The sequence below is a fragment of the Oxalobacteraceae sp. CFBP 8761 genome (assembly GCA_014841595.1).
Taxonomy (GTDB): domain Bacteria; phylum Pseudomonadota; class Gammaproteobacteria; order Burkholderiales; family Burkholderiaceae_D; genus Telluria.
The window spans coordinates 1107523-1119801 of record JACYUE010000001.1; the positions used below are offsets into that span (position 1 = coordinate 1107523).

Genomic DNA, 12279 nt, shown 5'->3' on the forward strand with positions numbered 1-12279 from the left:
CTTTATCCGATTCTCTTTAGCTGTGTATTGAATAGCTGGCCTCGCGCGACATAGCTCGCGGCACTGCGCTGCAGGCGCAGCAAGTCTTCTTGTGTCAGGGTCCGCACCACTTTCGCGGGCGAACCCAGGATTAGTGAGTGATCGGGAAATGTCTTGTTCTCCGTGACCAGCGCGCCGGCGCCGACCAGGCAGCCCTTGCCGATGCGGGCACCGTTCAGGATCACGGCGCCGATGCCGATCAGCGAGTCGTCGCCGACCGTACAACCATGCAGCATGGCCTGGTGGCCGATCGTCACGCCGCGGCCAATGTCGAGCGGATAGCCCATGTCGGTGTGCATCACCGTGCCTTCCTGCACATTGCTGTTTTCGCCAATGGTGATGCGTTCGTTGTCGCCCCGCAGCGTGGCCCCGAACCACACCGACGTGTTGGCCGCCAGTGTGACCTTGCCGATCAGCGTGGCCGAATCGGCGACAAACGCCGACGGATCGATCTCGGGTGCATGTTCGCCCAGCTGGTAAATGGCCATGATGCGCTCGCAGAAGGTTGGAATGGGGCTATTTTACCGCTCCAGGCCTGGGTCAGCGCCGCCTTTGCCATCGCCCGAAGACCGGCAGATGGGGCCACGCTGCGCGAATTCAACGGGCCGGCGATATAATTGCCTGAACGATCGTACTTTTTTCGAGGCCTCATGAAACTTTCACGTTCAGAATTTGTCACCGTGCGCGGCTTGCGCCTTCACGTGCGCCATTGGGGAAACGAGGGCGCGCCCAAGCTGTTCATGCTGCACGGCTGGATGGACGTGGCGGCGTCGTTCCAGTTCGTCGTCGATGCCCTGGAGGGCGACTGGCACGTGATCGCGCCCGACTGGCGCGGCTTCGGTCACAGCGACCGTTCGGGCGCCGATACCTACTGGTTCCCGGATTACGTGGCCGACCTCGATGCGCTGCTCGACCGGTTTGCGCCCGACGAGGCCGTGAACCTGCTCGGCCACAGCATGGGCGGCAATATCGCCGGCCTGTACGCGGGCGTGCGGCCCCACCGCGTGGGCAAGCTGATCAACCTGGAAGGTTTCGGCCTGCCGGGCACGAAGGCGGCCCAGTATCCGAAACGGCTGGCCAACTGGCTCGACGAATTGCGCGCGCCACCCGAGATGCGTGGCTATGCCAGCCTGGACGAAGTAGCAGCGCGCCTGCGCAAGACTAATCCGCGCCTGTCGTATGAGCGCTCGAGCTTTCTCGCTGCCCACTGGTCCGAGCAGGATCGCGATGGCCAGTGGCGCATCCTGGGCGACCCTGCGCACAAGATGACGGGTCCGCTGCTGTACCACGTCGACGAGATGATGGCGGCGTGGTCGGCCATCACGGCGCCGGTGCTGTGGGTCGAGGCCGAGGACACGGATATGTGGCGCTGGATGGGCGCGAAGGAGCAGGCGCGCGCCGAGGTCGACCGCCGCATGGGCTATCTGAAGCACGTCACGGCGCGCATGGTGCCGCAGGCCGGCCACATGCTGCACCACGACCAGCCCGAATTGCTGGCGCGCATGATCGAAGAGTTCCTCGCTGCGCCGACAGATTGATGCGCGTACAATGGAGCGTCCATCCCGCCTGCTGAATATCCCATGCTGAAAGTCGACCTGCACTGCCATTCCAATGTCTCTGACGGCGTCCTCGCGCCAGCGGACGTGGCCGCTTACGCCGGCAAGAGCGGTGTGAATGTGTGGGCGCTGACCGACCACGATGAAATCAGCGGCGTGAAGGCTGCGCGGCAGGCGGCCACGGCGCTGGGCATGCGTTTCGTGGCGGGCGTCGAGATTTCGGTCACCTGGGCCAACGAGACGGTCCACGTCGTCGGCCTGCAGGTCGATGAAAACAACCCTGCGCTGATCGCAGGCCTGGCAGCAACCCGCAACGGGCGCGAAAAACGGGCCCGCGAAATGGCGGCGCAGCTCGAGCAGGCCGGCATTCCTACACCATATGAAGGTGCGCTGCGCTACGTCGCCAATCCCGACCTGATGTCGCGCACCCACTTTGCGCGCTACCTGTGCGAGATCGGCGTCTGCACGACCACCTCCGACGTGTTCCGCCGGTTCCTGACCGAAGGCAAGCCCGGTTATGTGCCGCATCGCTGGGCCACGCTCGGCGAAGCAATGGGCTGGATCCAAGGTGCGGGCGGCATTGCCGTCATCGCGCATCCAGGCCGCTACCGGTTCAGCGACACGGCCCAGGGTGTGTTGTTCGACGAGTTCCGCCAGCTGGGCGGTACCGCCATCGAGGTAGTCACCGGCAGCCACACGCCGGATCAATATGGCACCTACGCCGAAGTTGCGCGCCGCTATGGCTTTCTAGCCTCACGCGGCACCGACTTCCACGCACCTGGCGAATCGCGGGTCGAATTTGCCGAACTGCCACCATTGCCATCCGGTGTAACGCCGGTCTGGCACGACTGGTTCTAACCCTCCCGTCATTCTGACTGTCCGGCCGCCGCTCCTGCGGCTGGCCGCGTTGTGCCTGTTCTTTTCCTTTTTTTACAAGAATTTGCCCATCAGCTCTTGTAAAAGCCGTTTTATACTCCAATTGGAGTATATGCAGCGTATGGAGAACACGATGAAAGCAGTTTTACCCCAACAGAAACTCCCTGACAGCGACAAGGTCACGGTCAATGTCGGCCTCGTCGACCTGGCCCAGGTCGACCTGCTCGTCGAGGAAGGGTTCTATTCCAATCGTACCGACTTGGTGCGCACGGCCATTCGCAACCTGCTCACGCAGCATGCCGACGTGATCCGCCAGACCATCGTGCGCAAGCGCTATGTGATGGGCCTGTACCGCTACTCGGTGCAGGAACTCGAGCAATTGGTGGCAGAAGGTCAGCAACTGGATATCCATGTGCTGGGCCTGGCGGTCATCGAAGACAACGTATCACCTGAACTTGCCCGGAATGCGATCGCTTCGATCCAGGTCCTGGGCGCCTTTGTTGCATCACCTGCCGTGCGCGCCGCGCTGGCAGATCGCACCCTTACCTAGACTGGAACGCTATGAAATCGCTCGACCAATTCATGAACAAGATGATGACCTCTGCCCGCCTCGTGCAGAACAAGGATGTGGCCTCAGCCACCGCCACGATCCAGCAGGCGCTGGCGCAGGCCGGCCTGATGCCGGGGCAGGGGCATGGACAGGGGCAGAGCACCGCGCCTGCCAGCAAGGACGCCACGGCGTTTGTCGACATCAACCCGGCGCCGGATTGGCAAGCCCAGCTGCGCAAGGGTCAGGCGGCCATGCGCGCCGCTGGTGTCGGTGTCGGCATTGGCATGCCTCAAGATGACGATGTGGCGGTCATGGACGACGTCGCCGGTGGCACCTTCACCGCGGGCGTCTTTTCGAACGCCGCCGGCCGCCGCCGCTACAAGCTGTACATCCCGTCGCAGCCATCGACCGCGCCGCGTCCGCTGATCGTCATGCTGCACGGCTGCACGCAGAATCCGGATGATTTCGCGCTCGGCACCGGCATGAACCGCCTGGCCGAAGAAGCCAACTGCCTCGTGCTGTATCCGGAGCAGGACAGCGCGTCGAACCGCACGCAGTGCTGGAACTGGTTCGAGTCGGGCCACCAGGGGCGCGATGCGGGTGAGCCAGGCATCATCGCCGGACTGACGCGGCAGATCGTCAAGGAGCACGGCGCCGATCCGGCGCAGGTGTTTGTGGCCGGCATGTCGGCGGGCGGGGCGATGGCGGCCGTGCTGGGCGCCGAGTATCCGGACCTGTTCGCGGCAGTGGGCGTGCACTCCGGCTTGCCGGCCGGTAGCGGGCGCGACATGATCACCGGCCTGCAGGCCATGAAGAAGCCGGCCAAAGGCCGTACCTTGCGCGAGGCGGTGCCCGTCATCGTGTTCCATGGCAGTACCGATCACGTGGTGACGCCGGCTAATGGCGACGCCGTGCTGCAACAGTATGTGGGCGCTCACGCCGGCCTGCACGCCACGCCACTGAGCGTGCGTCACGACGATGTAGCCCATGGCGGGCGCCGTTGCCGCCGCAGTGTCTGGCGCGATGACGCGGGCCGGGCGATGGCGGAGCAGTGGGTCGTGCAGGGCGCAGGGCATGCCTGGGCTGGCGGCAATGCGGCCGGATCGCATACGGACGCGGCCGGGCCTTCGGCGTCGAAGGAGATGCTGCGCTTCTTCCTGGGTGCAAAACGCTGATACGGCAGGCACGCAGGGCTATGCCCTTGAATTTTCCGACAGGAAGCCCAATATTGGCATCCTGTCACTAATTAAGGAGTTGTCTGCCATGAAGCGCATTGTTCTTTTCCTCGCCACCAATCTCGCCGTCGTTCTGGTGCTGTCGATGGTCATGAACGTGCTCGGTCTCGGCCGCGCCGTTTCGGCGCAGGGCATCGACTTCGCTTCGCTGGCGGTGATGTCGCTCGTCATTGGCTTTACCGGTTCGTTCATCTCGCTCTTGATCAGCAAACCGATGGCCAAATGGTCGACCGGTGCGCGCGTGATCCAACAACCGGCCAACTCCACCGAGCAGTGGCTGGTGGACACCGTGCGCCGCCTGGCGGAACGCGCCGGCATCGGCATGCCCGAGGTTGCCGTCTACGATGGCGAGCCGAATGCGTTCGCCACTGGCGCCTTCAAGAATTCGGCGCTGGTCGCCGTCTCTACCGGCCTGCTGCAAAGCATGAATCAGGATGAAGTCGAAGCTGTCCTGGGCCACGAAGTCGCCCACATCGCCAATGGCGACATGGTCACGCTGACGCTGATCCAGGGTGTCGTCAATACCTTCGTCGTGTTCTCCGCGCGCGTGGTCGGCTTCTTTGTCGACAAGGTGCTGTTCCGTAAAGAGGGCGACGCGCCCGGCATCGGCTATTACGCCACCGTGATGGTCTGCGAAATCCTGTTCGGCCTGCTGGCCTCGATCATCGTGGCCTGGTTCTCGCGCCAGCGCGAATTCCGCGCCGACGCCGGCGCCGCCAAACTGATGGGCAGCCCGGTGCCGATGCAGCACGCGCTGGCCCGCCTGGGCGGCTTCGCGCCGGGCGCGCTGCCGAAAGCGATGTCGGCATCGGGCATTTCCGGCAGCGGCGGCGGCTGGGGCGCGCTGTTCTCGACCCACCCGCCGATGGAGCAGCGTATCGCCGCGCTTCAGTCGCTGCCTAACCAATAACAAGGACACCATCCATGGGCCAGTTTTTCCAGATCCACCCTGAAAACCCACAAGCGCGCCTGATCAAGCAGGCCGCGCAGATCGTCAGCGCCGGCGGCATCGTCGCGCTGCCAACCGATTCCGCATACGCACTCGTCTGCCGGCTGGACGACAAGAACGCGGTCGAGAAGTTGCGCCGCATCCGTGGTGTCGATGACAAGCACCACCTGACGCTGCTGGTGCGCGACTTGTCCGAAGTGGCGCAGTATGCGCGCGTGGACAATACGCAATACCGCCTACTCAAGGCCACGATGCCAGGCCCGTACACGGTGATTCTGGAAGCCACGCGCGAGCTGCCGCGGCGCCTGTCGCATCCGTCGCGCAAGACGATTGGCCTGCGCGTTCCTGAAAACCGCATCACGCTGGCGCTGCTCGAAGAACTGGGCGAGCCGCTGATCGGCACCACGCTGCAACTGCCGGGCGATGAGCACATGCTGTCCGATCCCGATGAAGTGCGCGAGCGCCTCGAAAAGCAGATCGAACTGATCATCGACGGCGGCGCCGGCATGCTGGAAGCCACCACCGTGATCGACCTGACCGGCCCCGAGCCGGTGCTGATCCGCGAGGGCAGGGGCGACCCGGCGGCGTTCGGCCTGTAATCAGCCAGGTTGCAGCCTGCAAGGCTGCCTTAAGTATTCCACCGGTCAAGTACGCGCCGCGCTCTGATAGAATCAGCCCCCATGGAAGAAACGATTCGCACCATCGCGGTGTATGCGCTGCCGGTCCTGTTTGCAATCACGCTGCACGAAGCCGCCCACGCCTACGCCGCCAAGTACTTTGGCGACAATACCGCCTATTCGCAGGGGCGCATGAGCCTCAACCCGCTGGTGCACATCGACATCTGGGGCACGATCGTGATCCCGGTTCTGATGTTCCTGTTCACGCCGTTCGTGTTCGGCTATGCCAAGCCGGTGCCCGTCGAATTCGGGCGCCTGCGCAATCCGAAGCGCGATATGGCATGGGTATCGCTGGCCGGCCCGTTTGCCAACTTCGTCATGGCCGTGCTGTGGCTGATCCTCGGCGTGCTGCTCGTGTTCTTCCAGGTCGGCGAAGAATTCCCGCACAAGATGGCGCAGGCCGGTATCGTCGTCAACCTCTTGATCATGGCCTTCAACCTGCTCCCGATCCCGCCGCTCGATGGTGGCCGGGTCGTGACGGCGATGTTGCCACATCGCGCGGCCTATGCGTTCGCCCGCATCGAGCCCTACGGCTTCTTCATCGTGCTGGCACTGGTCATGCTCCGGGTGGTCGGCTACTGGCTCACGCCAGTGATGGCGCTGGGTGGCTACCTGGTGCAGCTGGCAGCCACGCCATTCACGTTCTTCCTGCTCTGAGCCGATGACCACCGGCACACACATGGCGGCCTTGCCCGCGTCGCCCTGGGTAGCGCGCTTCGCACCGCTGGCCAAGTCAGGCGAAGCGCTTGACCTGGCCTGCGGCAACGGGCGCCACACGCGCCTGCTCGCGGCGCAAGGTTTGCAGGTGCTGGCCGTTGACCGCAATCCAGCAGCGCTGGCGGCCAGCGCGGGCGAGGGCGTGACGACACTGGCCTGCGATCTCGAGGCCGATGGCGCCAGCTGGCCATTCGAAGCGGAGCGCTTTGCCATCATTGTCGTCACCAATTACCTGCACCGGCCGCTGTTCGCGCAGATCGCGGCCAGCCTGCGGCCAGACGGTATCCTGATCTACGAAACCTTCGCGCAAGGCAACGAGGTCTATGGGAAGCCGTCGAATCCAGCGTTCCTGCTTGCGCCTGGCGAACTGCTGGCGCTGGCCCACGATGGCGGTCTGCAGGTGCTGGCATACGAGGATGGCCACGTTGAGCGGCCCCATCCGGCGCAGGTGCAGCGCCTGTGCGCCGCCGGCCATGCGTACCGCAAAACCGAGGCCTGGCTCGACCATATTGTGGTCAGGAATGAACCATAGGGGCGGGCTATCCGCTACAATCAGATTTTTAAATGAATGGCACGGTCCAAAGATTATGATTAAGGGCAGTATCGTAGCAATCGTCACCCCGATGTTCGAAGATGGCACCGTCGATCGTGATTCCCTGCGCGCGCTGATCGACTGGCACATCGCCGAAGGTACCGACGCGATCGTCATCGTGGGCACGACCGGCGAATCGGCGACCCTGTCGCCGGAAGAGCATTGCGAACTCGTCAAGCTGGCCGTCGACCATGTCGCCGGCCGCATCCCTGTCATCGCCGGTACTGGCGGCAATTCGACCGTGGAAGCCATCGCGCTGACCCGTCACGCGAAGAGCGTCGGCGCGGACGCGTCCCTGCAGGTCGTGCCGTACTACAACCGGCCGACGCAAGAGGGCATGTACCGCCACTTCCGCACGATCGCCGAAGCCGTCGACCTGCCGATCATCCTGTACAACGTGCCGGGCCGTACCGTGGCCGACATGGCCAACGAGACCGTCGCGCGCCTGGCACCGATCGAGAACATCGTCGGCATCAAGGACGCTACCGGCAATATCGGGCGCGGCATCGAGCTGCTCAAGATGGTCGATCAATCCTTCGCCGTGTACTCGGGCGACGATCCGACCGCAATGGCGCTGATGTTCTGCGGCGGCGCCGGCAATATTTCGGTCACCGCCAACGTGGCGCCGCGCGCGATGCACGAGCTGTGTGTGGCCGCCATGAGCGGCGACATCGCGCGCGCGCTCGAGATCAACAACCGCGTGCTCGGCCTGCACGCCAGGCTGTTCGTCGAACCGAATCCGGTGCCCGTCAAATGGGCGCTGGCCGAGATGGGCAAGATGCCGGCGGGCCTGCGCCTGCCGCTCGCGCCGCTGTCCTCCCAATACCACGAGATCGTACGTGCCGCCCTGGTGGAAGCCGGCGTTCATTCCCCATCCTGAATCCGCAAGGGTTCGGGTTACTGACCTGATATCGAACGACATGACTATTCGCAAGACTAAGAATTCAAACGGCGCATCCCTGATCAACGCTCCTGCCGCCGCCCGTGTGCTCTCGCTCACGGTCATCGCGTTCAGCCTGGCAGCCTGCACCACGATTTTCAGTGGCGACAAAGTCGACTACAAAGGCACCAAGAAGGCCGCACCGCTGGACGTGCCGCCCGACCTGACCAAGCTACAGCGCGATAACCGCTACGCGATCCCGGACGGCCGTGGTGTCGCCACCGCATCCGAATTCCAGCAAGGCCAGGCCGCAGCAGCTGCCGGCGGCGTGCCTGCAGTGGCCGGTGTCTCGGCGTCCGGCCAGCCGATCGGCCCGATCTCGACCGACGCCGTCAGCGTGCAGCGCAATGGCGACCAGCGCTGGCTGGTGGTCAAGCAAACGCCTGAACAGCTGTGGCCGCAATTGCGCCAGTTCTGGGAAGAGCAGGGCTTCGCGCTCGAGACCGAATCGGCCACCACCGGCACCATGGAAACCGCCTGGGTCGAGAACCGCTCGAAGATCCCGCAAGACTTCGTGCGCCGTGCCATCGGCCGCGTGTTCGACAGCGCCTATTCGACCGGCGAGCGCGACAAGTTCCGCACGCGCCTCGAGCGCCTGCCGGATGGCTCGACCGAGATCTGGGTCAGCCACCGCGGCGCCGAAGAAGTCCTGACCGGCCCACAAAGCGAAACCACGACCTGGACCGTGCGTCCGAACGATCCTGGCCTGGAATCGCAATACCTGAGCCGCATCGTCGCTCTGCTGACGGGCGCGAAAGAAGTCGCACCGGCCGAAGCCATGGTCGCCAACGCGCCACTGGCGCCGCAGCACGCCAAGCTGGTGGGTGACAAGGTCGAGGTCGATGAAGGCTTCGACCGCGCCTGGCGCCGTGTCGGCCTGGCACTGGATCGCGTCGGCTTCACCGTCGAAGACCGCGACCGCGTGCAGGGCATCTACTTCGTGCGCTATGTCGATCCGGATGCAGGCGAGACCAAGGATGGCTTCTTCAAGCGCCTGTTCACGTTCGGCAAGTCGGAAGACGACGCGAAAGAAGCCCAGCGCTACCGCGTGCTGGTCAAGGCCGCACAGGGTGCGAACGTGAGCGAAGTGTCGGTGCAGACCAACGACGGCAAGGCGGAAACGTCGCCGACGACGACCAAGATCCTGACGCTGCTGAACAACGAGCTGAAGTAATCCTCGTTGCAGCAACAAGAAACCGGCCAAGTGGCCGGTTTTTTTATGCTTGTTGTCATCGTATTCAGTAGGGTGGACGGGTTTCCCGTCTACGCGTTCGAAAGCGACAGACGTAAAAAAACCGGCCCGCAGGCCGGTTTCTTCATACCGAGTAACGAATTACTTGGTGGTAGCAGCAGCGTCAGCAGCTTGGGTAGCCGAGGTCTGAGCAGCGGCAGCAGCGTCGGTTGCGGTCGAAGCAGCAGCAGCTGCGTCGGTTGCAGCAGCGTCAGCAGCAGCAGCAGCTGGAGCGGTTGCGTCAGCAGCTGGCATGGTTGCGTCAGCAGGAGCGACGACAGCAGCTGGGGTTTCGGTCACTGGTGCGACTGGAGCTTCTTCTTTCTTAGCGCAAGCAGCCAGGGTAACAGCGAACAGGGAAGCGATCAGCAGGGATTTTTTCATGGTTTTTTCCTTAGTATTTACAAAAGTAGAACTACTTGATACGAATAATAATTACCGGTAATTATTTCTCGATGGAATTCTCGTGCCTTCACAAATAGCAAGACTGCCACGGGCGCAACGGAACCTTCCTGATTGATATTATAGACAATTTTACAGTTTCGCAATAGCTAACACATGCTCTGGTGTAAGAATTTTCCGCTTTGATAAGCTTCATATTGTTACAAGATGCTACGCAAATAGCGAAACACCTAAGAATTAACTCCTGGGCAACTAATTGTGCTTTTCGTAGCGTACTTACAACCCAGTGGTCGTCGGGTGCAGTGTCGGTCGGGAAGCTTCCCAGATCGCTTCGAACCGGTGGTGGGGAATATCCACGGCACGCGGATCGTCGAAGTTGGCTTCACCACGCATGTGGTCGCTATGAAAGCGGCGTACCACGTGCTGTTCGTCGGCGATGCAGAACGAATCGGTCAGTTGGCGCAGGTTTTTCGGGCTCTGGCGGCATTCACACGCGTGGCCGTAGTCGCGCAGCAGACGCAGAAAACGCGGGAAGTGGCGCTCGATGTGGCCCGGCTCGTGCAGCGCAAGGCGCAAGGTGCCGCCCCGTTGCAGGAAGGCGCGCAGCGCCGCATCCACCTGGACGGCGCCCAGCGCAAATACTGCACCATCCGGATCGAACACGCGCAGGCTGTGCTGCGCGGCCGCCACGACGGCGAGAAGTTGCGTCTCGCAGTCGCGCCGGGTGTCGAACGGGATGGCGCGCGCATCCATGGTCAGCCCAGCTCGACCCAGCCGTCCTGATACCAGGCGTACAGGGATTCGGTGACGTCGTCGGTGGCTTTACCGAGCGTGGCGCCATCGATGCGGCGGTCGTTGGCAAGCACGTCGAGCACCACCTTGTCGGCGCGGCCGGCGGCCAGCGATTCGCCATTGATGAACACGTTCTTGCCGCGGTACAGCATCAACGTCTTGCTCGACAATTTGATGCCGCGCTTGGCGGCCGTTTCCATGAAACGGCCGAAGGTCAGCGGCTTGGCGGGCGGCGTGAAGAACACATTGTGCTTCGGCTCGGACATGTGCTCGCCGAGGAAGATGGTGACGTCTTCTTCATCCCAGCGCACCTTGTTGAGCTCTTCGGTAACGGTGGCGAGCATGTGCTTCGGAATCTCGGCCGGGTTCTTTGCTTCTTGCAATTCCGGATCGGCGTAGCGGCCCGGCAGGTCGATCGAATCGGCCATGAATTGCAGGAACGCTTCGCCCAGTTCCTGGAACGACGGCGAACGGAAACCAATGGAATACGTCATGCATTCGCCTTCGGCGATGCCGTCGTGCGCGTACTGTGGTGGCAGGTACAGCATGTCGCCCGGCTCGAGCACGAACTCTTCTTCGGCCTCGAAATTGGCCAGGATCTTGAGCGGCAAGCCTTCGATGATCGTCAGGTCCTGCTGCGCGCCGATGCGCCAGCGGCGCTTGCCGTGCGCCTGCAGCAGGAACACGTCGTACGAATCGTAATGCGGGCCGACGCCGGCGCCGTCGGTGGCAAAGCTCACCATCAGGTCGTCCAGGCGGGCGTCCGGCACGAAGCGGAACTGGCGCAGCAGCTCGTCGGCGCGCTCGTCATGCAGGTTCACGCCCTGGACCAGCATCGTCCAGTTGGGCTCGCTGCGGGCCGGCAATTCGGTGAGGGGGCCGTGCTGCATGTCCCACTCGCCGTCGCGCAGCGAGACCAGGCGCGATTCGACATGGTTCAGTGCGGCCAGCTCGGCCAGCTTCTCGAACTTGAGCAGCGGCTTGAAGCCGGGGATGGCGCCACGGATCAGCAGCGGCTTCTTGTGCCAGTAGTCGCGCAAGAATTCAGCAGGGGAAAGATTCCCCAAAAGCGGTAATTTTTTCATGCGACATTATAACCAGCCGAAGCGGGACCTAGACCCATCGAGAGTATAATCCGCAGCTCACAATGAAAGGATGGACGATGAAGATTGCTAAAGACACAGTCGTGACGGTTAACTATAAACTGTCGGATGCCCAGAACAATCTGATCGAGGAGGGCTCCCAGCCGATGGTGTACCTGCATGGCGGCTACGAGAATACCCTGCCGAAGATCGAAGAAGAGCTGGACGGCAAAGAAACCGGCTACGCCTCGACGATCCAGGTGGAGCCAGACGACGCGTTCGGCGACTACGAGCCAGAGCTGGTCAAGGTCGAAGAGCGTTCGCGCCTGCCGGAACCGATCGAAGTCGGCATGCAGTTTGAAGGCGTGGCCGAAAACGGCGACGACGAGCCGGTGATTTTCACCGTCACCGAAATCGCTGACGACAAGGTCGTCCTGGATGGCAACCATCCACTGGCCGGCATGGCTCTGCGCTTTGACCTGTCCGTGGTCGACGTGCGCGCTGCGACCGCCGAAGAAATCCAGCACGGTCACGTGCACGGCGCTGGCGGTCATCATCACGAGATCGATGACAGCGATGATGGCGACCACTTCCGTACCCAGCCGCTGCAGTAATCCGGTTGGTGCGCGGCCACCGCATCA

At 62.9% G+C, this 12279-nt stretch carries 15 protein-coding genes; 11 read left to right on the forward strand and 4 right to left on the reverse strand.

Features of this window, described 5'->3' with window-relative positions; genetic code table 11:
- Nucleotides 1-2: 2 nt before the first annotated feature.
- Nucleotides 3-527: a gamma carbonic anhydrase family protein gene (locus IFU00_04880; GenBank protein ID MBD8541619.1), complete on the reverse strand. Its 525-nt coding sequence runs from the start codon at nucleotides 525-527 to the stop codon at nucleotides 3-5.
- A gap of 162 nt (nucleotides 528-689) precedes the next feature.
- On the opposite strand from IFU00_04880, the gene IFU00_04885 reads away from it, so the two are divergent.
- The 10 genes from IFU00_04885 (at nucleotide 690) to bamC (ending at nucleotide 9305) form a co-directional block, all read left to right on the forward strand.
- Nucleotides 690-1577 carry an alpha/beta hydrolase gene (locus IFU00_04885; GenBank protein ID MBD8541620.1) on the forward strand — a complete coding sequence of 296 codons (888 nt, stop codon included), beginning with the start codon at nucleotides 690-692 and terminating at the stop codon, nucleotides 1575-1577.
- A 42-nt stretch (nucleotides 1578-1619) separates the two neighbouring features.
- On the forward strand, nucleotides 1620-2453 hold the full coding sequence (locus IFU00_04890; protein ID MBD8541621.1) for a PHP domain-containing protein: 834 nt from the start codon (nucleotides 1620-1622) through the stop codon (nucleotides 2451-2453).
- Nucleotides 2454-2592: 139 nt separating this feature from the next.
- Entirely contained in the window at nucleotides 2593-3021 is a 429-nt protein-coding gene (locus IFU00_04895; GenBank protein ID MBD8541622.1) for a CopG family transcriptional regulator, read from the forward strand.
- Between the two features lie 11 nt (nucleotides 3022-3032).
- Nucleotides 3033-4196 carry a PHB depolymerase family esterase gene (locus tag IFU00_04900; GenBank protein ID MBD8541623.1) on the forward strand — a complete coding sequence of 388 codons (1164 nt, stop codon included), beginning with the start codon at nucleotides 3033-3035 and terminating at the stop codon, nucleotides 4194-4196.
- An 88-nt stretch (nucleotides 4197-4284) separates the two neighbouring features.
- On the forward strand, nucleotides 4285-5166 hold the full coding sequence (htpX, locus tag IFU00_04905; GenBank protein ID MBD8541624.1) for a protease HtpX: 882 nt from the start codon (nucleotides 4285-4287) through the stop codon (nucleotides 5164-5166).
- A gap of 14 nt (nucleotides 5167-5180) precedes the next feature.
- Entirely contained in the window at nucleotides 5181-5804 is a 624-nt protein-coding gene (locus IFU00_04910; protein ID MBD8541625.1) for a threonylcarbamoyl-AMP synthase, read from the forward strand.
- An 81-nt stretch (nucleotides 5805-5885) separates the two neighbouring features.
- Complete coding sequence (locus tag IFU00_04915; protein MBD8541626.1) at nucleotides 5886-6539, forward strand: site-2 protease family protein; 654 nt, start codon at nucleotides 5886-5888, stop codon at nucleotides 6537-6539.
- Nucleotides 6540-6561: 22 nt separating this feature from the next.
- The gene (locus tag IFU00_04920) at nucleotides 6562-7131 is read left to right on the forward strand and encodes a class I SAM-dependent methyltransferase (GenBank protein MBD8541627.1); all 570 of its coding nucleotides are present in this window, start codon (nucleotides 6562-6564) and stop codon (nucleotides 7129-7131) included.
- A 55-nt stretch (nucleotides 7132-7186) separates the two neighbouring features.
- On the forward strand, nucleotides 7187-8071 hold the full coding sequence (locus IFU00_04925; GenBank protein ID MBD8541628.1) for a 4-hydroxy-tetrahydrodipicolinate synthase: 885 nt from the start codon (nucleotides 7187-7189) through the stop codon (nucleotides 8069-8071).
- Nucleotides 8072-8111: 40 nt separating this feature from the next.
- Nucleotides 8112-9305, forward strand: a complete 1194-nt coding sequence (gene bamC, locus IFU00_04930; protein MBD8541629.1) for an outer membrane protein assembly factor BamC — start codon at nucleotides 8112-8114, stop codon at nucleotides 9303-9305.
- Nucleotides 9306-9464: 159 nt separating this feature from the next.
- On the opposite strand, the gene IFU00_04935 is transcribed toward bamC, so the two are convergent.
- From IFU00_04935 to IFU00_04945, 3 genes are all read right to left on the reverse strand, one after another.
- The gene (locus IFU00_04935; GenBank protein MBD8541630.1) at nucleotides 9465-9746 is read right to left on the reverse strand and encodes a hypothetical protein; all 282 of its coding nucleotides are present in this window, start codon (nucleotides 9744-9746) and stop codon (nucleotides 9465-9467) included.
- A gap of 294 nt (nucleotides 9747-10040) precedes the next feature.
- The gene (locus IFU00_04940; GenBank protein MBD8541631.1) at nucleotides 10041-10517 is read right to left on the reverse strand and encodes a hypothetical protein; all 477 of its coding nucleotides are present in this window, start codon (nucleotides 10515-10517) and stop codon (nucleotides 10041-10043) included.
- A gap of 2 nt (nucleotides 10518-10519) precedes the next feature.
- Nucleotides 10520-11641, reverse strand: coding sequence for a cupin domain-containing protein (locus IFU00_04945; GenBank protein ID MBD8541632.1), 1122 nt, complete (start codon nucleotides 11639-11641; stop codon nucleotides 10520-10522).
- Nucleotides 11642-11718: 77 nt separating this feature from the next.
- Between IFU00_04945 and IFU00_04950 the strand changes: the two genes are divergently transcribed.
- Nucleotides 11719-12252, forward strand: coding sequence for a peptidylprolyl isomerase (locus IFU00_04950; GenBank protein ID MBD8541633.1), 534 nt, complete (start codon nucleotides 11719-11721; stop codon nucleotides 12250-12252).
- The last annotated feature ends 27 nt before the right edge of the window (nucleotides 12253-12279 follow it).

Excerpts from the sequence above, each read along its gene's own strand:
- IFU00_04945 (MBD8541632.1), bottom strand. The coding sequence starts at position 11,641 with ATGAAAAAATTACCGCTTTTGGGGAATCTTTCCCCTGCTGAATTCTTG.
- IFU00_04885 (MBD8541620.1), top strand. The coding sequence starts at position 690 with ATGAAACTTTCACGTTCAGAATTTGTCACCGTGCGCGGCTTGCGCCTT.
- IFU00_04940 (MBD8541631.1), bottom strand. The coding sequence starts at position 10,517 with ATGGATGCGCGCGCCATCCCGTTCGACACCCGGCGCGACTGCGAGACG.
- IFU00_04890 (MBD8541621.1), top strand. The coding sequence starts at position 1,620 with ATGCTGAAAGTCGACCTGCACTGCCATTCCAATGTCTCTGACGGCGTC.
- IFU00_04895 (MBD8541622.1), top strand. The coding sequence starts at position 2,593 with ATGGAGAACACGATGAAAGCAGTTTTACCCCAACAGAAACTCCCTGAC.
- IFU00_04880 (MBD8541619.1), bottom strand. The coding sequence starts at position 527 with ATGGCCATTTACCAGCTGGGCGAACATGCACCCGAGATCGATCCGTCG.
- htpX (MBD8541624.1), top strand. The coding sequence starts at position 4,285 with ATGAAGCGCATTGTTCTTTTCCTCGCCACCAATCTCGCCGTCGTTCTG.
- IFU00_04950 (MBD8541633.1), top strand. The coding sequence starts at position 11,719 with ATGAAGATTGCTAAAGACACAGTCGTGACGGTTAACTATAAACTGTCG.
- IFU00_04910 (MBD8541625.1), top strand. The coding sequence starts at position 5,181 with ATGGGCCAGTTTTTCCAGATCCACCCTGAAAACCCACAAGCGCGCCTG.
- IFU00_04900 (MBD8541623.1), top strand. The coding sequence starts at position 3,033 with ATGAAATCGCTCGACCAATTCATGAACAAGATGATGACCTCTGCCCGC.
- IFU00_04935 (MBD8541630.1), bottom strand. The coding sequence starts at position 9,746 with ATGAAAAAATCCCTGCTGATCGCTTCCCTGTTCGCTGTTACCCTGGCT.
- IFU00_04925 (MBD8541628.1), top strand. The coding sequence starts at position 7,187 with ATGATTAAGGGCAGTATCGTAGCAATCGTCACCCCGATGTTCGAAGAT.
- IFU00_04920 (MBD8541627.1), top strand. The coding sequence starts at position 6,562 with ATGGCGGCCTTGCCCGCGTCGCCCTGGGTAGCGCGCTTCGCACCGCTG.
- bamC (MBD8541629.1), top strand. The coding sequence starts at position 8,112 with ATGACTATTCGCAAGACTAAGAATTCAAACGGCGCATCCCTGATCAAC.
- IFU00_04915 (MBD8541626.1), top strand. The coding sequence starts at position 5,886 with ATGGAAGAAACGATTCGCACCATCGCGGTGTATGCGCTGCCGGTCCTG.